The sequence below is a fragment of the Burkholderia sp. Bp9015 genome, from assembly GCF_003853505.1.
Classification (GTDB): domain Bacteria; phylum Pseudomonadota; class Gammaproteobacteria; order Burkholderiales; family Burkholderiaceae; genus Burkholderia.
Window position 1 is genome coordinate 17,114 of record NZ_QTPZ01000047.1, and the last position, 20,349, is coordinate 37,462.

General features: G+C 61.7%; 16 protein-coding genes. 3 read left to right on the forward strand and 13 right to left on the reverse strand.

The annotated features are described in order from the left end of the window. Positions 1-328: 328 nt before the first annotated feature. The 9 genes from DIE12_RS33675 to DIE12_RS33715 form a co-directional block, all read right to left on the reverse strand. Positions 329-1,279, reverse strand: a complete 951-nt coding sequence (locus DIE12_RS33675; RefSeq protein ID WP_124489094.1) for a GDP-L-fucose synthase — start codon at positions 1,277-1,279, stop codon at positions 329-331. Between the two features lie 5 nt (positions 1,280-1,284). Continuing rightward, positions 1,285-2,403, reverse strand: a complete 1,119-nt coding sequence (gene gmd, locus DIE12_RS33680) for a GDP-mannose 4,6-dehydratase (protein WP_124489095.1) — start codon at positions 2,401-2,403, stop codon at positions 1,285-1,287. A gap of 65 nt (positions 2,404-2,468) precedes the next feature. Continuing rightward, positions 2,469-4,682 (reverse strand): polysaccharide biosynthesis tyrosine autokinase, encoded by a 2,214-nt coding sequence (locus tag DIE12_RS33685; protein ID WP_124489096.1) that lies wholly within the window; start codon positions 4,680-4,682, stop codon positions 2,469-2,471. A 2-nt stretch (positions 4,683-4,684) separates the two neighbouring features. Continuing rightward, on the reverse strand, positions 4,685-5,125 hold the full coding sequence (locus tag DIE12_RS33690) for a low molecular weight protein-tyrosine-phosphatase (protein WP_124489097.1): 441 nt from the start codon (positions 5,123-5,125) through the stop codon (positions 4,685-4,687). Then, positions 5,122-6,213, reverse strand: a complete 1,092-nt coding sequence (locus DIE12_RS33695) for a polysaccharide biosynthesis/export family protein (protein WP_260427351.1) — start codon at positions 6,211-6,213, stop codon at positions 5,122-5,124. The genes DIE12_RS33690 and DIE12_RS33695 overlap by 4 nt, the downstream gene beginning before the upstream one ends. Positions 6,214-6,350: 137 nt before the next feature. Beyond that, on the reverse strand, positions 6,351-7,730 hold the full coding sequence (locus DIE12_RS33700; protein ID WP_124489099.1) for an undecaprenyl-phosphate glucose phosphotransferase: 1,380 nt from the start codon (positions 7,728-7,730) through the stop codon (positions 6,351-6,353). 45 nt (positions 7,731-7,775) lie between these two features. Beyond that, positions 7,776-9,293, reverse strand: a complete 1,518-nt coding sequence (locus DIE12_RS33705) for a mannose-1-phosphate guanylyltransferase/mannose-6-phosphate isomerase (RefSeq protein ID WP_124523752.1) — start codon at positions 9,291-9,293, stop codon at positions 7,776-7,778. Between the two features lie 89 nt (positions 9,294-9,382). Further along, a complete protein-coding gene (locus DIE12_RS33710) occupies positions 9,383-10,357 on the reverse strand; it encodes a GlxA family transcriptional regulator (RefSeq protein ID WP_044846979.1) in 975 nt (324 codons plus the stop codon). Between the two features lie 660 nt (positions 10,358-11,017). Then, a complete protein-coding gene (locus DIE12_RS33715; RefSeq protein WP_124489101.1) occupies positions 11,018-11,275 on the reverse strand; it encodes a hypothetical protein in 258 nt (85 codons plus the stop codon). Between the two features lie 703 nt (positions 11,276-11,978). On the opposite strand from DIE12_RS33715, the gene DIE12_RS33720 reads away from it, so the two are divergent. Further along, positions 11,979-12,440: a GDP-mannose mannosyl hydrolase gene (locus DIE12_RS33720; RefSeq protein WP_059681343.1), complete on the forward strand. Its 462-nt coding sequence runs from the start codon at positions 11,979-11,981 to the stop codon at positions 12,438-12,440. Between the two features lie 68 nt (positions 12,441-12,508). Here the strand turns inward: DIE12_RS33720 and DIE12_RS33725 are convergent, their stop codons facing one another. Further along, positions 12,509-13,552, reverse strand: coding sequence for a GlxA family transcriptional regulator (locus DIE12_RS33725; protein ID WP_185641041.1), 1,044 nt, complete (start codon positions 13,550-13,552; stop codon positions 12,509-12,511). A gap of 1,646 nt (positions 13,553-15,198) precedes the next feature. On the opposite strand from DIE12_RS33725, the gene DIE12_RS33730 reads away from it, so the two are divergent. Both DIE12_RS33730 and DIE12_RS38300 read left to right on the forward strand, forming a co-directional pair. After that, positions 15,199-16,359, forward strand: coding sequence for a porin (locus DIE12_RS33730; protein ID WP_124523754.1), 1,161 nt, complete (start codon positions 15,199-15,201; stop codon positions 16,357-16,359). A 137-nt stretch (positions 16,360-16,496) separates the two neighbouring features. Then, entirely contained in the window at positions 16,497-16,661 is a 165-nt protein-coding gene (locus tag DIE12_RS38300; RefSeq protein WP_185641042.1) for a hypothetical protein, read from the forward strand. Between the two features lie 3 nt (positions 16,662-16,664). Here DIE12_RS38300 and yjfF read toward each other — a convergent pair whose 3' ends face one another. From yjfF to DIE12_RS33745, 3 genes are read right to left on the reverse strand one after another with little or no spacing between them, the layout of a single operon-like run. After that, entirely contained in the window at positions 16,665-17,783 is a 1,119-nt protein-coding gene (gene yjfF, locus DIE12_RS33735) for a galactofuranose ABC transporter, permease protein YjfF (RefSeq protein ID WP_124523756.1), read from the reverse strand. Next, a complete protein-coding gene (locus DIE12_RS33740) occupies positions 17,780-18,820 on the reverse strand; it encodes an ABC transporter permease (RefSeq protein WP_124523758.1) in 1,041 nt (346 codons plus the stop codon). Before DIE12_RS33740 ends, yjfF begins: the two co-directional genes overlap by 4 nt. Continuing rightward, on the reverse strand, positions 18,817-20,331 hold the full coding sequence (locus tag DIE12_RS33745) for a sugar ABC transporter ATP-binding protein (RefSeq protein ID WP_124523760.1): 1,515 nt from the start codon (positions 20,329-20,331) through the stop codon (positions 18,817-18,819). The genes DIE12_RS33740 and DIE12_RS33745 overlap by 4 nt, the downstream gene beginning before the upstream one ends. Positions 20,332-20,349 lie beyond the last annotated feature (18 nt).

A 20,349-nucleotide genomic window follows, 5' to 3' on the forward strand; every position in this document is an offset into this window, starting at 1 on the left:
TCTCGCCGAATACCGACATCACAACGTTCAAGACGAAGCTCTTAGTGTCGTATCGCACACTATGATTGCCGTCCACTGTACGTCCAGGCTGCATCGATCAAGCAACTCAATCTGTAGGATCAGCGTATGGCTCCAATCCATTTCAGTCGGCGATTCCGCATATGAGACAATTATCAGACTGAGGTAGTCGGATCGGTCGACTCCGACAGGTGTGCCAGAAGAGGGAACCTGAGTGCCGCGAGTGGACACGACAATCGTTGTCACACGAACACGTCGATAGGACAGCTCTCATCAAGTCACATCGCCGCCGTCCACTGTCGCTACCCGATCAAACTCGCTCGGCTACCTGTGCTTCATTACACTGCAGAAAGTCCCGGTAAGTGGAAGCCAGTCCGTCGTCCAGACCGATCTTCGCCGTCCACCCCAACTCGTCGAGCTTGCCCACATCGAGCAGTTTCTGAGGCGTGCCGTCCGGCTTCGTCGTGTCGAATTCGATATGTCCGTCGAAGCCGACGGCCCGCATCGCAGCGCGCGCCAGTTCCTCGATTGTCACGTCCGCACCGCAGCCGACGTTGTATAGGCCCGAGTCAATGCCCTTCTCCAGGATAAAGACGGTTGCATCGGCCATGTCGTCGACATGCAGGAACTCGCGGCGTGCACGGCCAGTGCCCCATACCTGGAGGCTGTCCCGCCCTTCAAGTTTCGCCTCGTGTGCCTTGCGCAGAAGCGCTGGCAGCACATGGCTGGTTTTCAGGTCGTAGTTGTCGTTCGGGCCATAGAGGTTCGTCGGCATCAGCGACACATATTTCGTTCCGTACTGCCGGTTGTACGACTCGCACAGCTTGATGCCCGCGATCTTCGCGATCGCATACGGCTCGTTCGTCTTCTCCAGCGGACCGGTCAGCAGATATGCTTCCTTGATCGGCTGAGGGCACTCGCGCGGATAGATGCACGACGAACCGAGGAATGCCAGCCGCTCGACGCCTGCCCGATAGGCTGCGTGTATCACGTTGGCTTCGATCATCAGGTTCAGGTACAGGAAATCGGCCGGATACGTATCATTGGCCAGAATCCCGCCTACTTTGGCGGCCGCGAGTACCACGACGTCGATTGCGCCGTCGCGGAAAAATGCTTCGACGGCGGCCTGATCGGTCAAATCGAGCTCGGATCGGCTACGCGTTACGACATTGCGATAACCCTTCGCCTCAAGATCGCGCACGACTGCCGAACCGACCATTCCGCGGTGTCCGGCAACGAAAATTCGCGTGTCCTTGTCCATGGCTCTCACTCGTTGTATTCGAACGTCTTGAAGCCAGCGAGCGTCACGAGCGCGTCGCGCTTCGCCACCTGATAGTCCGATCGCACCATTTCAGTGACCAGCGACTCGAACGACGTTGTCGGCTTCCAGCCCAGTTTCTCGTGCGCTTTGGTCGGATCGCCCAGCAACGTTTCAACTTCAGTCGGACGGAAGTAACGCGGATCGACACGCACGATCACAGTGCCGGGAGCCACTTTCGCTTCTGAGCCCTCGACTTTTTCGACGATGCCAATCTCGTCTACGCCTTCGCCCTCGAATCGCACGGTAATACCGAGTTCCGCGGCCGCCTGATTGACGAAATCACGCACGCTGTATTGCACGCCCGTTGCGATCACGAAGTCTTCCGGCTGCTCTTGCTGCAGCATCATCCATTGCATTTCGACGTAGTCACGTGCATGCCCCCAGTCACGCAGCGCGGACAGATTGCCCAGGTACAGGCAATCCTGCAGACCGGTTGCGATACGCGCGATGGCGCGCGTGATCTTGCGCGTCACGAAGGTTTCGCCGCGCACCGGCGATTCATGGTTGAACAGGATGCCATTGCACGCGTAGATACCGTATGCCTCGCGGTAGTTGACGGTAATCCAGTACGCGTACATCTTGGCGACTGCATACGGGCTGCGTGGATAGAACGGTGTCGTCTCCTTCTGGGGGATTTCCTGCACGAGACCATAGAGTTCTGACGTCGACGCCTGGTAGAAGCGTGTCTTCTTCTCGAGCCCGAGAATACGGATGGCCTCGAGAATCCGCAGCGCGCCAATGCCGTCGGCGTTCGCCGTATATTCCGGCTCCTCGAACGAAACGGCGACGTGGCTCTGAGCGGCGAGGTTATAAATCTCGTCAGGCTGCACACGTTGGATGATGCGCACGAGGCTCGTCGAATCCGTCAAATCACCGTGATGCAGCACGAAGCGCCGGTCGGATACATGCGGGTCTTGATAGAGATGGTCGATCCGGTCAGTGTTGAATAGTGACGCGCGGCGCTTGATGCCGTGTACTTCGTAGCCTTTGTTCAGCAGCAGCTCTGCGAGATACGATCCGTCTTGCCCCGTCACACCGGTAATCAAAGCAACTTTACGATTCATGGTTTGATACTCCTATTGGGACGTGCTGCGCGTGTCGATGTCTCGCACACAGTCCGCGATGTTGTTCACTCTGAAACGCTCTCGTATCCGTAGTAGCCGGAGTAGTAACTGCCGTAGCCGAATCGATGACGCGGCACGTCAGTCAGCAGCGCACCCTTCAGCGCCGCGCCGCCACCGCGAAGTCGATTCGCACATTCGATGAGTTCCGCGCGCGGATGCTGGCCATGCCGCACCACGAGCAGCGTGGCTCCCGCATGCCGGCCAATCACCGTCGAGTCGGTCACTGCCAGCACCGGCGGGGTATCGACGATGACAATGTCGTAGCGTCGCGAAACCTCGTCGAGGAGTGCCTTGAACCGATCACTCAGCAGCAGCTCGGCCGGATTGGGCGGCAACGATCCCTTCGGAAGCAGGTCCACACCCGTCACGACATCACGCTGCAATGCGTCGTCGAGGTTGAAGCCCGTAATGACGTCCGATAGCCCAGGCTGTTTTGTCACCCCGAGATATGAGTGAACGTTGCCGCGCCGCATGTCCGCATCGATCAGCAATACGCGCGTGCCACCGCTCGCGAGCACGGCAGAGAGGTTCACCGAGACGAATGATTTGCCAACATCCGGACGGGGGCCAGTGATCACGATCACGTTGTTGGAAGCGTCGAGCAAACCGAACTGCAACGCCGTGCGCAGGCTGCGTATACCTTCGATAGCCAGGTCCTCGGACTCGAGCGATGCAAGTACGTGCGGCCCAGCCCGACCGCGATCCATCGCCAGTTGCAGTTCGATCTGCGCCTGACTGTGAGGAATCGTCGCGTAGACTGGTAGGTCGATGACCTTTTCGATTTCGTCACTGTGCTTCAGACCACCGAACAGCGCATGCTTTGCGAACGCCGTCACCGTGCCGATGACGAGCCCGAGGAACGCAGCCAGCGCGATGACGAGCGGCCGCTTTGGCTTCACCGGGTCATCGGCCACCACGGCAAAGTCGACGACGCGAACGTTTCCGACCTGACCGGCCTTGACGATGCGCAGTTGCTGCGCGCTGTCCAGCAAGTTCGTGTAGAGCTCAGTGTTCACGCGTACGTCGCGCAACAAACGCAATGCCGATTGTTCGGTATCCGGCAGGGTCAACACGCGCTTATTTAGCTGTTCTTGCTGCGCGTTGAGAGCTGCAATCTGGGCCGTCAACGCGGCAAGGGCTGGGTGCTCGCCCGTGAAGCGCTGTGCCATTTCAACGCGTTGTTGCTCCAGATCGACGAGCTTTGTCTTGCCGTCGACAATTTGCTGCAGCAATAGGCGGCTCTCTTCGGACAGGTCGACGGTGCCCTTCTGGTTGCGGAACGCGTTGTACCTGTCCTCGGATTGATCGAGCTGCTTGCGCAATTGCGGCAGTTGCTGATCAAGGAACGCAAGTGTGTGCTCCGCCTCGGCAGACTTCCGGTCAATGTTCTGTTGCACATATGCGGATGCAAGCGTATTGAGGATTTCAGCCGTCCGCGCACTATCGACACCATCCAGCGAAACGCCGATCACGCCGGATTGCTTTGTTTTCTCGCCAATGACAAGATCGTCCTGCAGTCGCTTGATCGTCGCCTGCGTCGATGCGCGACTGAGCACAAATTCCGAATTCGGGCGGGCTCGAAGACGCGCCACCATCAGTTCGACCGGGCCGTACTGATCCATACCGCGTGCGATCTTGCCGACCGTTCCCTTCAGGACGACGTCGCCCTCCGGGTCGACCAGTTCATAACCGCTTCCGTCGCGGGCGATCAGCTTGTAATTCGCGTCGTAGCGTTCCTTCGGGACCTCGAACCGGGTGACTTCGATCTTCTCGCCGCCCCATGCGAAGCTTGTCATCCCGAACCACGGCGAAGCCAGTTCCTTATTTCCGGCCAAGCGCGCCAGCATGGCCCCAACTGCCGGGAAATAACGTGGCTGCGCCGATATGTCGAGGTGCAGCGCCTCGACCGTGTGACCGACCACAAGGCGCGAACGAATCAGTTCGATCTCTGCGTCGGCGGTCTGCTTCGTGTCGAAGATCGATGCGAGCTCGCCCAGTGCATTCTGCGCTGAGTTAGCACTGTCTTCTACCTGAATCATCACGTCCGCACGATAAGCCGGCCTCGCAACGAACGCGTAGACCGTGCCAAGTAGGAGCACGAACGCGGCAGTCACAACAATGAGTTTCCAGCTCTCGGCGACCACGGCGATATAGTCTGACAGGTGAATCTCGTCACCATCCTGCATATCGATGATTCTGGATTTATTTACGGATTCCATAGTCAATTCTTGATCCGATTCATTTTGTCAACCCAACGCTTCATACTCTTTTCGATTTGATTCAGCGCCAATTCAAAAACCGATCGTCCTCGCCGGTATGGATCGATAACGTCGATCTTTTCGAACTCGCCGATACGAAAAACTCGGCCCTTCGAGAATGGATAGCCGGCTTCGATTCTTCTTCGCTGGCTCTCCGTCATCGTGAGAATCAGGTCCGCTGACCGCATGTGCTGCAGGTTCAAATCGATTGCGATGTGTTCACCAAGGTCAATACCGCGCTCAGCCATCAATTCGACGGCCAGTGGATCTGCGCGCCGCCCTGCCAGCGCCGAACATCCAGCTGATCCAACTCGAGCCGACGGCAATTCCCGGGCCAGCAGCGCTTGCGCCATCGGGCTCCGGCAAATGTTCCCTTCACACACGACAAGGATGTTGTCGATCATTTCGCCAACACTGCGCCGGTCAAACCTGCATTGATTGCGGGCAGCAGCAGGCTCAGCACGCGACTGACACGCACCAGCGCGTTACCGTCGACATACACGACATCCTTTGGCTGCAGTTCAAATTGGTTCGCTAGCACCATCGAAACTGGCGAGCGAGCATTGAGATGAAAAACCTGAGGGTTGGCTTCCGACGCTCCGCGAATCACGTACAACTGAGCAGCATCCGCACTGGCGCTATTCACACTGCCAGCCTGGGAGAGTGCATCACTCAACGTGAGCCGTCCGTTCCTCAACGGCAGTGCCGTAATTGGCTTGTTGACTTCGCCCATGACGAAAGCACCGTTGTCTTCTCGTGAGACGATGCGTAGCAGATCCCCGTTTCTAAGCAAAATTCTCGAGGGATTCACGTTTCGGTCCAGCATCCGCGTGAGGTCGATCCGGTACGACTTGCCATTCCGCACGACAACCATCCGGCTCTGGTCTGCCGTTGGATTGAATCCGCCCGCTCGGTTGATCGCCTCGTTCAACGTCATGGGGACATCATTGACTGCCACGACACCGGGTGTATGGACTTCTCCGTCGACGTAAACTTGCTTCGCCCGGAACGAAGAGACGCGCACCGAAACCTGCGGCCTCACAAAAACGCGTTGCAACGCGGACTGGACGGCGCGTTGAGCTTGTTCGATACGCATACCGGAAACATGCACGTTGCCGGCGTATGGAACCTGTACGTTGCCGTTATCGTCGATGACGAAGCCCTGAACAGGGTCGTTCGGCCGTGAGTTCGTCGACGTTTGCGCACCCTGTGCAACAGCAAGTTCGGGGTGATCCCAGACCGTGATCTGCAATACGTCACCCACGCCGAGCGTGTACGGCTCCGGTTTTCCTATCAGGTCTTCAAACTGCGTTTCGCCTGTCCGTTTCCCCTCCTCGCGCATCTCCTGAATCAACGCCATGTTGATATCAGTAATCGGAATATGAAGTTCCTGCTGCGACGTGTTTTCATCGCCAGCAGTCACCGGCAATGTCGCTTGCGACGACATACGCATACCCGGCGCAACAGCACAAGCCGACAGCACCGCGCTCATCGTTGCACCGATCACGATTCGGGCGCCATGACGGCGAAATTCCGCTGCCCGGCTTTCGCGCCGATCCCAAATACATCTCATCTCGTCTTCCCCGGTTTATGTTTAGAGATGCGACAAATCACGACGTCGAAACCCGCTCAGTAAGCATTCGCATTCACCAACCCCTTCGCCACCGTCGCCAACACGATCCGCATATCCAGCGCGAACGACCAGTTCCGCAGGTAATAGAGGTCATACTCGACACGCTTCTGCATCTTCTCGAGACGATCGGTTTCCCCGCGATACCCGTTCACCTGGGCCCATCCGGTGATCCCCGGCTTGATCCGATAGCGATGGATGTACCCGTCGACGACTTTCTGATAAAGCCGATCGTGCTCGATCGCATGCGGCCTCGGCCCGACCACCGACATCTCCCCGCGCAGCACGTTGAGAAACTGCGGCAGCTCGTCCAGACTGGTTCGCCTGAGAAAGCGTCCGACACGGGTGATGCGCGAGTCGCTCTTCGTCGCCTGCGTGACCACGCCAGCCTGTTCGGCGTGCACGCGCATCGTGCGGAACTTCAGGATCTGGAACTTGCGCCCGTCCGCACCCTTGCGGTATTGCTTGAAGAACACCGGCCCGCGCGACGACAACTTCACCGCGATGGCGATCAGCACCATCAGCGGCATCAGCGCCACCAGCGCGACTGCGGCGAACAGGCGATCGAACACCTCCTTCTGCCACATCGCATGACGCGGAAGCGGCGACGCCACGAGATTGATCGCCGGCGCGCCGATGAGGTCGATCATCGCGCCGTCGAACAGCGCGACGCTGCGCACGTCGGGAATGAAGCGGATGTTCACGAGATCGTCGCCGAACGTATTGACGAACCGCAGAACGGTCGCCTCCTCCGACAAAGGCAGCGCGAGCCAGATTTCCTGGACACCGTTCTCCCGGACGAACTGCGCGAACGCGTCGAGCTCCGTGAATACCGGCAAGCGATGCGAAGCATTCGCGGCAACCGGGCGCAGGTCGAATACAGCCGCCGGCCGGAATCCGCTCGCCGGCGACTCCTCGATGTTTCGAACCACCTGTTGGCAGTGCTGAGCGTGTCCTACAACCGCGACACTGCGCAGGTTGATGCCCGCATGACGAACACTGCGCAGAAACAGATGCGTGCCGATTCGCGACGCGATCAGTGCGCCCCCAGTCATCGCGGTCCAGTACACGAACCACAGCCTGGAAATCACGTCCGAGCGATGGAGCGAGAACATCAACACGATCCCGCACGCCTGAACGACGAGCCACGCGAGCGAGATCTTCCCGCTCAACCTCAGCATCGACCGTCCCCGCCACGATTCGTACACGCCGAATACCGGAAACAGCACCAGCGTGAACGCGATCGCGAACGTGACGAGCGCGCTGTCGAAGTGCCCCTCGGAAACCGTCTGATAGCGAAATTGCGACGCAAGCAACGAGCCGGCGACGATCAACGCGATATCCACGAGTCGAGCCATCAAGCCTTGTAGACCGAACATTTCAATCTCCCGTCTGACGCCAACGATCACAGTCGAATCGGGGCATTACGCACGCCCGTACGTATCGTCGAACCGCACGATGTCGTCCTCGCCGAGATACGATCCCGATTGCACTTCGATGAGCTCGAGCGGCAACTTTCCCGGGTTCTCGAGCCGATGCGTCACACCAAGCGGAATGAAGGTGGACTCGTTTTCGCCGAGCATGAATTGCTCGTCGCCGCGGGTAACGAGCGCAGTTCCGCTCACGACGATCCAGTGCTCGGCACGGTGGTGGTGCAGCTGGAGCGACAACCGTCCGCCCGGATGCACGACGATGCGCTTCACCTGGAATCGGGCGCCGTGATCGATCGAGTCGTAGTAGCCCCACGGGCGGCGCACCTTCCGGTGCGTGTCGGCTTCCGGCGCCTGTTGCGCGCGGATCCGGTTCACGAGGCCCTTCACGTCCTGGACGCGCGAGCGGTCCGCCACCAGCACCGCGTCGGCGGTTTCGACCACCACCGCATTGGTCATGCCGACACATGCGACGAGCCGCCCTTCCGAATGCACGAAGCTCGACGTCGCACCTTCGAACACGACCTTGCCGCGCCCGACGTTGCCGTCCGCATCCTTGTCGAGCGCCTCCCAAACCGCATCCCACGAGCCGAGATCCGACCAGCCGGCATCGAGCGGCACGACCACGCCCTCCACCAGGCTCGCGTCGGACACGAGGCGTTCCATCACCGCGTAGTCGATCGAATCCGACGGCGACTTGAGAAAGGCATCCTCATGCGGCCGGAAGAAAGGACCATCGTGCTTGCCGTGTACATGTGCCGCGAGGCATGCGGCGTGCATATCGGGCTGGAGCGTGCGCAACGTGTCGAGCCAGACGCTCGCGCGCACGACGAAGATGCCGCTGTTCCACCAGTACGAGCCCGATTCGACGTACTGCGCCGCGAGTTCGGCGGCCGGCTTCTCGACGAATCGCTCGATGCGGTGCGCACCGGCGCCAAGGGCCTCGCCGATCTTGATGTAGCCGAACCCCGAATCGGGCCGGGTCGGCGGCACGCCAAGCGTCGCGATCGCGCCGCGCCGCGCATGCTCCACCGCGAGTGCAATCGCACGATGAAACGCGGCGGTATCGGCAATGGCGTGATCGGCCGGCATCGCGACGACGATCGCGTCCTTCCCGTCCGCACTGGCGGCAGCGACCGCCAGCGTCAGTGCGGGCGCCGTATCGCGCCGGGTCGGCTCGACGATGACGCGGGCATCGAGCCCGCTGGCCCGAAGCTGCTCCGCCGTAACGAAACGATGCTCGTCGCCGCAAACGACGATGGGCGCCGACACATCGCCTTCCTCGATCGAAAAACCCGTCATGCGCTGGACGGTTGCCTGCAGCAGAGAATCCGCACCCAGTACGCCGATCAGCTGCTTCGGATACTGTTCGCGCGACATGGGCCACAAGCGCGACCCCGATCCGCCCGCGAGAACGACAGGCGCGACGCTGACCTTCACGTCGACTGCGTCGCCGCGACCGGAGCCGACCGGTCCTGTTTCGCCGTGCTCTGTTTCGATGGATGCCGACATAATCTGCACTCCTATTCTCTCAGGCAATAATTCGATCTGAAAATCCGGGAATGAGCTCCGTCCCTTCGCCGAAGCTGATTCAGCCTTCTCTACAACTCCAGTTCCGTCTGGCTCGAGCGCGCCTGGAACCGGTATTCCGAGGGTGTCACGTCGAGGTGTCGCCGAAAAATCTTGGCCAGGCGATCACCGTTCCCCCACCCGCATTGCCGTGCGATCGTGCCGATCGGCAAGTCGGTTTCCATCAACATCTGCACCGTGCGCTCCAGGCGAACCCGCAGCAGAAATTCGGACGGCGTCATGCCGATTTCCTGCTTGAAATGCCGCAGGAAGTTCCGTTCGCTCATTGCAGCAACCCGCACTGCATCGCTGACGGATATGGCTCTTCCACAGTTCTTGCGCAACCAGCTCGCCGTCGCGCGGACCCGATCGGCTGGCGTGCCATTGCGCACTTCACCCTCCTGCTCGGCCGGCTCGAATGCGTCGCCCAGCGCGAGCCGCGCCACAATGCCTCGCACCGCATCGCCACCCAGGTCGCGTTCGATGAGCGCCAATGCGGCTCTTGCCGGCTCGTAGCCGCCGCGACCCACGCGCACCGCATCCACTGCATCGATCACGTGCGAGCCATTCAGCGCCGCATCGATCAACATCCTGCCTTCGCCGATCGTCTCGACCATGCCCGCCTTCGGCAGCACGATCCGCAACCAGTCGATCACCCGGGCGTCGCGCGACGCGCGCCTCGCACCTTCGCCACCCGCGACGAACAGCGCATCGAATGCGTGCGCCGTGCCCGCATCGCATGCGAATGTCCGCACGCTGATGGCCGACGACCAGACGATGTTTCCACCCTTCGACGAATAGAAGCGAATGTCGTACAGCGGAAGTCCTGTCGCGCGCGGCGCATAGATTTCATTGGCTACTTCGAACACCTCGAATACCGCGCCCGCCGCAAACAACGAGAACCCGTCGAAGACGACAACGCCGATATCCCGATTCCTGCGTGACCGCTTTCCCCCAACATCTGCTGCCGCTTCATCTCCCGAATGATCGACACTCGTGTGCGTCATGGCGTGCTCTCGGACAATCAGTCCAATCAACTTCGGTCGTCGTTTTTTACTCCGTTGCGACGCATCATACCGAGGGCGCCGAATGGCGTTTAAACACTGGCCGATTCGAACAAACAGTCGTCGGATTAGTCTGCGGGAATTCCCTGATCGGCCAAATGTTGGCGGTTTCCGACTACCTCGCGGCAGCGAAACGGATGACGAAGAGCTTGCAGAAACAGCGGCGCTCGCATGACGAGCGAGTGATATCCGACGGCAGTCGTTCGGTGATCGAAGCGTCGTGGGGCGCCCACGGGCCGTCAGGCGTTCGGCAAGATGCGCGGCACCTTCGTGCATGAATCACAACGGCAAGCAATGTGGTGCGACATGATCATGTGCTGGCGAGCATCGCTGTGGAGCAGCAGTCGATTCGGCCCTCGAACTCGACAGTACGGTGGCGCAACGCGATCGGCGTCGTTGACGATCAGCCTGCATCGATGCGTCGTATTCGGCCACGGGTGCCGCGCAAGGCCGATTAGCCCGGATCCGCCAGCCCGGCGCCTGGCGAAACGCGCTGACGACGCGATGCAGCAATCCGCCGCCCCTTCAGTTCCTTGTATTTTTTTGTTCGAGCCGGCCGGTACTCGCTCCAGCCGCATGACGACGCACACGCGAGCCGGGCGTCTACGACATCACCGCGCTCGCAACGAGCGATGCAATCGCCACGGGTAGCGCGAGCAGCGCCGACAGCGCCATCCTTTTCAAGATTCGAGCTCGCGCCACCTCACGCGAGCCGCGGGCCCGGCGCGACTGAAATTCGAGCAGCAGCAGCCCCTGACCATGTCGTGCGCCGGCCCAAAGGCCGGACGCGGTGCTGAAGACGAGGTAGACGAGAATCCAGACGAAGCAAATCCTCGAGAAGATAAGAAGCGCGACGTTCATGGCGGCGATGCTCCGTTTTCGGCGAGATACCGCGCATCAGATGGCGCGCGGTTCGATGCCGATAGCGTACATTGCAATGCAGCATGCCGGACATGACAATTGATCCGACGATTCCGCCAACCGGTTACCGTACGTTTCCTCCGGGCGGCGCGCGACGCGAAGCACCGCGCGCGTGCAACAACGTTCGCACTGCTTCGTAATGTTCGAAGCCAGGCCACACGGATCGTCTTGCGGATCCACGACTCGAACGACGGCGACTGACATTCACCGTACGCGCAGCTCGACCCGTGATGAATAAAAAGGCCTGCGTGCCACACGGCACGCAGGCAAAATTCCGAGGAGAGTTCCGGGGTGAACGCGTCTCCTCGAAAGGCCAGACAAAAGCGTAACGTCGAATCGACCGTTTCAAAACGAGATGGCGGCTTCGACCACGATCATGGCCGAATGAAAATGTATTGATGCACGCGCACACGTTTCTCGACGGGCATTGCGCCGTCACGCCCGATCCGCTTCCTGCAATTGGCGGATTGCTTCGGTGTTTTGGCCGACGAGCGCAACCTCGACTGGCCATGATGAGATTCGTGCAGACGGACATTCAACGTTCGCTCATCGACGAAGCCGGCATGTCATCGTCGTGACCGAGTCGCCTCGAACGCGCAACGATGCCGGTGCACTTCGACAGACTTCCAGGAGCCCATCCGCCATGCTTCCGCTGGACACTTTCTTGCGCGTCGTCGACGCAACCCCGCTCGTTGCGATCGACCTGATCATCTCGAACGGCGATGGCGCGTATCTACTCGGTCACCGTGTCAATCGTCCCGCGCAGGGTTTCTGGTTCGTGCCGGGCGGCCGGATTCGCAAGAACGAGCGTCTCGACGATGCGTTCAATCGCATCGCGCGCGACGAACTCGGATGTAGCGGTCTGGAACGTGCGGATGCCGAACTGATCGGCATCTACGATCACCTCTACGAAGACAACTTTGGCGGCGAACCGGGCATCTCGACGCACTATGTGGTGATGGGATACAAGCTCCGGGGCAAGTTCGACCTCGTGTCGCTGCCGAATGCCCAGCACACTGCCTACCGATGGGCGACCGCCGACGAGATCGTCGCCGACCAAACGGTCCATTCGAATACGCGAACCTACTTCGGCACGTCCGCCTGAAATCGGGCGAACGCTGCTCCGGCGGACAAATCGACTACCCGACGCCGGTCGTTAGCCCGGCGCGAGCATCAAAGCGACGATGTACCGTTGCGCATGTCCGAGCCGCCGACCGACGCGAACATTCTGTCCCGAGCGGCCGCGCGATACTCCGTCGGCGACATCGACAGATGCTGGCGGAACAGCTTGGCCAGCCGGTCTCCACTACCGAGGCCGACCCGCCGCGCGACCTTGTCGGCGGGCAAATCCGTCTCGACCAGCATGGAGCATGCCTTTTCGAGCCGCACCCGCAGCACGAATTCGGTTGGCGTCACGCCGATTTCGTTCTTGAAGCGCCGCAGGAAATTCCGCTCGCTCATCGCAGCGGCCTGCGCAGCATTGGCGATCGAGATGCGATTCGCACTGTTGGCTCGAAGATGCTGAGCGGCCGCGCGAATCAATTCACTGGCTCGCGCCTCCTGCGCCCCGAACAGGACGCTCGCAAATTTCCGGTTCGCCCCCGGCATCATGTACGAAACGATCTCTTGCGCGACTTCGTAGCCGGCGTCACGCACGACGATCGACAACGCGGCCGCGAACATGCCTTCGCCATCGTCGTCGGATGGCCCCGATTCGCCCGTACCGCCAACGGCAAGCACCGCCTGCGGCACGACTTCCGGAACTTTCTGGTTCAGGCGAATCGCCGTCAGCATTTCGGCGCCGGCATTGTCGCCCTTGACCACGCGGGCGCGCTGATGGGCATGCTGCAACCAGCTGATGAACGCATCGTCGAGGCCGCTTGCCCGCCCCTGTCCACCGAGCACGAACATGGCCTGCACACTGCTCGCATCGAGCGGGCGGGCCGCTTCCGTCCAGATCTGTACACCCGACGACGAACGAACGGCACCGCCGTGACTGGAATAAAGCCGCAATTCATAGCGATCGGCAAACGCGACGTTCACGCCTTCGAGCTGATTTGCAAGTTCGAATACCGCGGCCAGCCGGCCCATTTGCATGATCGAAAATCCGTCGAGCAGCAGGATGATGACGCTGTCCCGCCGACGACCGACGCTTCTTCCCCGGTCACCACTCACTCTGAACCCCGTAGTCGTTTCGTTCGGCGCTATTTGCATCATCTCGGCCTCTTAACAATTTTTTGCATTTTCTGCAGCGCATCATATGCGGCTAAATCGTCGGCCGATCCGTCGGTGTCCGATCCCGCCTCATTGTTGACGGAATCAGTCAAGGCGATGATATGGAACCAATTATTTGTTGATAATCAGGAATAGGAGCTGGCGTGACGGCACAAAGTCATGGAGATTTGATCCAGATCATTGACGAAACATTTTTGCAACACAACGAGCAGCGCATGTTTCACTCCGGAAATAGAACATGCGTTCAGTTCCTTACAGATCCTTACAGCATGGGTCATAAGGAATCGACGCGTTCGCGTTGTCCGCCGCCTCGACGGCTGGAGGGATGAGACAAAAAATATGCGCAATGCCTCCCTCTGCGGGAGGGGATATTACCTTGCAAGCTTTACCATGCAAGCGCGATACGAAAAAATCATAGATGGCAAGCGCTTTAACGTTTGCCTATATTAAGTAAATTCTTCCAGATGCATTCGAAATATTATTTGACGATGATAGCCGAATTTCGGCAGATAAATCCGCGCGACTGGGAATGCCCGAATATTTCGTAACATCAAACCCGACGTGCGCCACGGCCCGCGCGTCACATCACCAGGGCCATCGGTTTCCGGAACATGCGACTCTGCCGCCGGCCGATCGTGATGCTTGCCGGGTCGTCGACCGCTCGAAGGCGCATGCGGCAACTCGCGAATCGGAGATATCGCCCTGCCAATCGCTAAGGAAACCGAATTGTCACGGGCGTGATCGTACGACGTGCGCGTTGACATCCGACGCTTGGCGGCGCCCGCCTCAACCAATCACGCTCGGGAATCGAATTCCTGCCGGCATGACTTCGGTCGCGATGATTGCTCTCGCTGTGAAGCATCGTCGAACAGGCTTTACATACACCATTCGATCGGACGGTCGACCCGCACATCGATCTCGCTCATCGTGCAGCGATTATCGGCTCGCCATCGTCTTCGAATTTTCCGGCCACTGATTCCTGCGTCTTCAACGCCCATAACCGGGAATTTTCCAATGTGGGACGCAGTTTGAAAACGCCTTCCTTCCCGGATGATGTCGCTTGCGGAACAACCATGAGTTAATACCGCAGCGCCTGTAGACCAAGCATGCAGAATGCACTGCACCCCAGCCTCGGAAATGAGCGTGTCTGCACCACCATCACTCGATGCGGTTTCCTTGCCGGTCCGACTCCGCACGTCTCGCCCCGGATCTTTCGATACGCCTCGGCACGGTTTCCCGAAGAGTCGGCACATACCCCGGACGATGAGGCTGCACGATGAACGAGAGTGCCGACTCCGCGCCGGCTCGCCCCGGACTCGCCAATAATAAAATCGAAAATCGCTCCCAAAAAACCATGAAGTCCGATTAAATCAAATCATTGGCGTATCACGACTATGTTATCCCGCCGCACCCTCATTTATTCATCGAAAAAAATCACCCTCCCTTCTCTCCGCAAACTCCACTTCGATCAAAGACATCGTCAATTCGACCAGCCTGCACGAACCGAAATGCATCACTCTCCGTTATTTTTTTGAGACACCTCGCCATTTTAATTTCGCACTAGAAATCTCTCGATGTAGTCTGCTTCCGTTCATTTGAACGCAGGCATGCTTGCAAAAGGAGAGACCATGAAACACGCATTTTTTCCTGTCCTTGCGATCGCGTCGGTCACGATGGGCGGCGTAGCCCACGCGCAGTCGAGCGTGACGCTTTACGGGACGATCGACACGTCGCTCACGTACGTGCGCAACGCCGATGGCGGCAAGAACCTTTGGGCGCTCGGCAACAGCAGCGCCGGCAATCTGTCGGGCAGTCGTTGGGGGCTCAAGGGTTCGGAAGATCTCGGCGGCGGCCTGGCGGCGATCTTCCAGCTGGAAAACGGTTTCAATCCGAGTACGGGCGGCCTCGGTCAGGGCAGCCGCATTTTCGGCCGCCAGGCCTATGTCGGGTTGACCAGCAACCAGTATGGCTCGCTCACGCTCGGTCGCCAATACGATCCGCTGATCGACCTCGTGCAGCCGATTACCGCCGACAACTACTTCGGCAGCGTGTTCGCCACCGCCGGTGATGTCGACAACTACGACAACAGCTTCCGCGTCGACAACGCGGTCAAATACACGTCGCCCGTCATCGCCGGACTCCAGTTCGAGGCGATGTATTCGCTGGGCGGTGTCGCGGGCAGCACCGGCTCGAAGCAGTCGTATTCGGCCGGCGTGTCGTACGCCAACGGTCCGCTGAGTCTCGCCGGCGGCTACTTCTATGCAGCCAACGCGAATCCCGTCACGGGCAATCGCACGACATGGTCGAGCACGTCGGACGGCACGTTCGACGGCGCGATCAATACCGGCTACCAGACGGCCCATTCCATCGGCATCGCTCGCGTGGCCGGTCAGTATGTGATCGGTGCGTTCACCGTGGGCGCCGGCTACAGCAACGCCCAGTATCGACGCGACGGCGCATCGGTGTTCGCGAAGAACGAACACTACAACACCGCCCAGGGCTTCCTGAACTATCAGGCGTCCGCGGCGCTGCTCGTCGGGGTCGGCTACAGCTTCACGAAGTCGGGCGGCGACACCTCGGCGAACTACCACCAGGCATCCGTCGGTGCCGATTACAACCTGTCGAAGCGGACGGATGTCTACATGACGGCCGCTTATCAGCACGCAAGCGGGAATACCGCGAACGGTGCCGGCGGTGCAATGCCGGCACAGGCGTCGATCGGTTCATACGGCTACAACGGCACGAAAAAGCAGGCCCTGGTCAATTTGGGGCTGCGTCATCGGTTCTGATCGTCACTTCGGGGCGCCGGCATGTCCGGCGGTCGTCCCCAAACACTTGTGACGGCCGGCCGGCGCGGCGCTCGACGAACCGGCCGTGCTCGCCGGCAACGGCCGCCTTGCCGATATCGTGGCATGACTCGACGAGCATGCATGCGGCGTTCGTGCAGACGGTACGGGAGCCGCTCGATGCGCTGGACCTGCACGCGATCGAGCAGCTGACCGCGTTGCTGAAACACATCGGCATCGCCGATGCGTCGAAACATACGCCGTTCAACGCCGAACCAGAGATGGATATGCCCGAACCTGCATAACCGTCACCGGCGCGCCGCCGACGGCGTGAAGCGCCACACCCGCCGCATCGTCGACACCAGCGCCGCATCGTCACCCGGCGCAGCTGACCCGGCCTGCGCGACTTCCCGCTTGCGCCGTTTCGGATCGAGCCCGGTGCCGCCGCTCCGCCGCCGCGCCGCATGCCGCTCGATGATCCGCTGCAGCAGGCAGAACACGCACAGCAGCGCGCCGATCACGATCCGCGTCCACCACGAGCTCAGCGTGCCGTCGAACGTGATCAGCACCTGGATCGTGCCGAGGATGCCGACGCCGAACACCGAGCCGATCACGTACCCAACTCCGCCGGTGAGCAGCGTGCCGCCGATCACGGTCGCGGCGATCGCATCGAGTTCCATTCCCTGCGCCTGCAGCCCGTAGCCGGACAGCACGTACAGCGTGAACACCACGCCGCCGAGCGCCGAGCAGAAGCCGCTCAGCGCATACACGCCGACCTTCGTGCGCGCGACCGGCAGCCCCATCAGCAGCGCCGAGCGCTCGTTGCCACCGATCGCATACACGTTGCGGCCGAAGCGCGTGAAATGCGCGACGTAGAGCGCGGCGGCCAGCGTCGCGAGCGCGATCAGCGCGCCCGCGCTCAGCGTCCCGCCGCCCGCCGGCACGCTGATGCCCGCGAGCGCATGAAAGGTCGGCTCGTTGATCGTAATCGACTGCGTCGTGATCAGGAAGCACGCGCCGCGCGCGAGAAACATCCCGGCCAGCGTGACGATGAACGGCTGCAGCCGGAAGTAATGAATCAGCGCGCCCATCGCCGCACCGTACAACGCGCCGAACACGAGCACGAGCGGCACGATCGCCCAGACGGGCCAGTGCCATCGCTCGGCGCCGACCGCGCAGAAGATCGTTGTCAGAGCAACGACCGAGCCGACCGACAGGTCGATGCCGCCCGACACGATCACGAACGTCATCCCGATCGCGACGATCAGCAGGAATGCGTTGTCGACGAGCAGCCCGGTCAGCACCTGCATCGAGAAGAAACCCGTATACATCACGGATCCGAAGCCGAACAGCGCGGCGAACAGCACGATCGTCACGACGATCGGCAGCGTGCGCGGGTCGGCGAGCCGTGCGAGAAATCGGTTCATCGCGGCGTCGCTCCGGTGGTGGCGCGCGAACGCGCGGAAGGCAGCAGCCGCGACGCGTGCCGGACGACCAGCGCGCGCGCCGCGTCCGACTGGATCAGCGTCACGACGATCACGACCATCGCCTTCACGACGAGCGTCGCCTCCGGCGGCACGCCGATCGAATAGGTCGTGTAGGTGAGTGTCTGGATGATCAGCGCGCCGAGCACGGAGCCGGCGAGGCTGAAGCGGCCGCCGAGCAGCGACGTGCCGCCGAGCGTCACCGCGAGGATCGCGTCGAGCTCGAGCAGCAGCCCCGCGTTGTTGCCGTCGGCGCTGCGCACGTTCGAGCTGGCGAGGATGCCGGCGAGCGCCGACATCACGCCGGAGCACAGATACACGCCGAACACGACCGCCCCCGCGCGCAAGCCCACGAGCCGCGTCGCGACCGGGTTCACGCCGATCGCGCGGATGAACAGGCCGAGCGCCGTACGGTTCACCAGCAGCGCGGTCGCCGCGATCGTCGCGAGCGCGATCCAGACCGCGCACGGCACGGCCGCGAGATAGCCGCCGCCGAGTGCGAGGTAGCCGGGCGCACCGATCGGGATGATCTGCCCGCCGGTCAGCAGCTGCGCGATGCCGCGTCCGGCGACCATCAGGATCAGCGTCGCGATGATCGGCTGCATCCCGACGAACGCGACGAGCACGCCGTTCCACGCGCCGGCGAGCAACCCGACGCCGAGCGCGGCGGCGAGCGCCGTGCCGACCCGCGCTGGATCGCCGTCGAGCACGATCGCCGCGGCGGCGCCCGCGATCGCGACGATCGCACCGACCGAGATGTCGATCCCGCGCGTCGCGATCACGAGCGTCATGCCGAGCGACACGATCACGAGCGGCGCCGCGCGATTCAGGATGTCGACCGGCGCGCCGAACAGGTGACCGTCGAGCAGCGCGATCGCCAGGAAGCCCGGCCGATGCGCGACGTCGAGCGCGAACAGCAGCGCGAGCGTCAGCACCGGCCACACGAGCGGATGACGAAGCAATCCACGGAGCCGCATCATGACCGGCCTCCCGCAATCAGTTGGTACACGTGTTCCTCCGACGCGTCGGCACCGGTCAGTTCGGCGACCTTGCGGCGGTCGCGCAGCACCGCGATCCGGTGGCTCACGCGCACCACTTCGCTGATCTCCGACGAGATGAACAGGATCGCGAGCCCTTGCGCGCACAGCGCGAGCACGCGCTCCATGATGTCGAATTTCGCGGCGACGTCGATGCCGCGGGTCGGCTCGTCGAGGATCAGCAGCTTCGGCTCCGTCGCGAGCCAGCGCGCGAGCAGCACTTTCTGCTGGTTGCCGCCCGACAGCAGCCCGATCGGCTGCTCCGCGTCGCGCGCCTTGATGCCGAGCCGCGCGATGTACGTGTCGGCGAGCTCGCGCTGGCGCGCACGGCTGATCAGCCGCCACCAGCCGCGCCGCGCCTGCAGCGCGAGGACGATGTTCTCGCGGATCGACAGCGCGGCGACGATGCCCTCCTTCTTGCGATCCTCCGGGCAATACGCGATCCCGTTTCGGACCGCGTCGTGCGGCGACGCGAGCCGCGTGCGTGCGCCGTCGATCTCGATCGCGCCGGTGTCGGTGCGCTCGGCCGCGAACGCGAGCCGCGCGGTCTCCGTGCGCCCCGAGCCGAGCAGCCCGGCCAGCCCGACGATTTCGCCGGGCCGCACGTCGAGATCGAGCGGGCTCATCATCCCGCGCCGGCCGACCTGCCGCATCGACAGGAACGGCGCGGCCGCATCGGCATCGCGCTGCACGGCCGCCGCGCCCGCCTGCAGCGTGCCGGACATCGGCTCACGGCCGGTCATCTTCGCGACCAGCAGGTCGACCGGCAGGTCGCGCGCGAGGTACTCGCCCTCGCGCTCGCCGTTGCGCATCACGGTGAGCCGGTCGGACACCGCGTAGGTCTGTTCGAGAAAGTGCGTGACGAACAGGATCGCGATGCCCGACGCCTTCAGCCGGCGCAGCACGTCGAACAGCCGCGCGACCTCGCCGTCGTCGAGGCTCGACGTCGGTTCGTCCAGAATCAGCACGCGCGCGTCGACCGACACGGCCCGCGCGATCGCGACCATCTGCTGCACCGCGATCGGATACGCGTCGAGCGAGCGCGTGACGTCGAGCGACAGGTCGAGCTCGGCGAGCGCATCGCGTGCCCGCGCGTGGATCGTCTTCCAGTCGATCGCGCCGCGCCGCATCGGCTGCCGGCCCGCGAAGATGTTCTCCGCGACCGACAGGTTCGCGCACAGGTTCACTTCCTGGTACAGCGTCTGGATCCCGGCCGCCTCGGCCTCGCGCGGCGCGGCGAAACTCACCGGCGCACCGCCGACGCGAATCTCGCCCGCGTCGTGCGCGTGCACGCCGGTCAGCACGTTGATCAGCGTCGACTTGCCGGCGCCGTTCTGGCCCATCAGCGCGTGGATCTCGCCCGGAAACAGCCGGAAGTTCACGCGCTGCAGCGCGTGGACACCCGGAAACGCCTTGTCGATGCCGATCATCTCGACCACCGGCGGACTCGTCATGGATCGCCCTCGATTCGA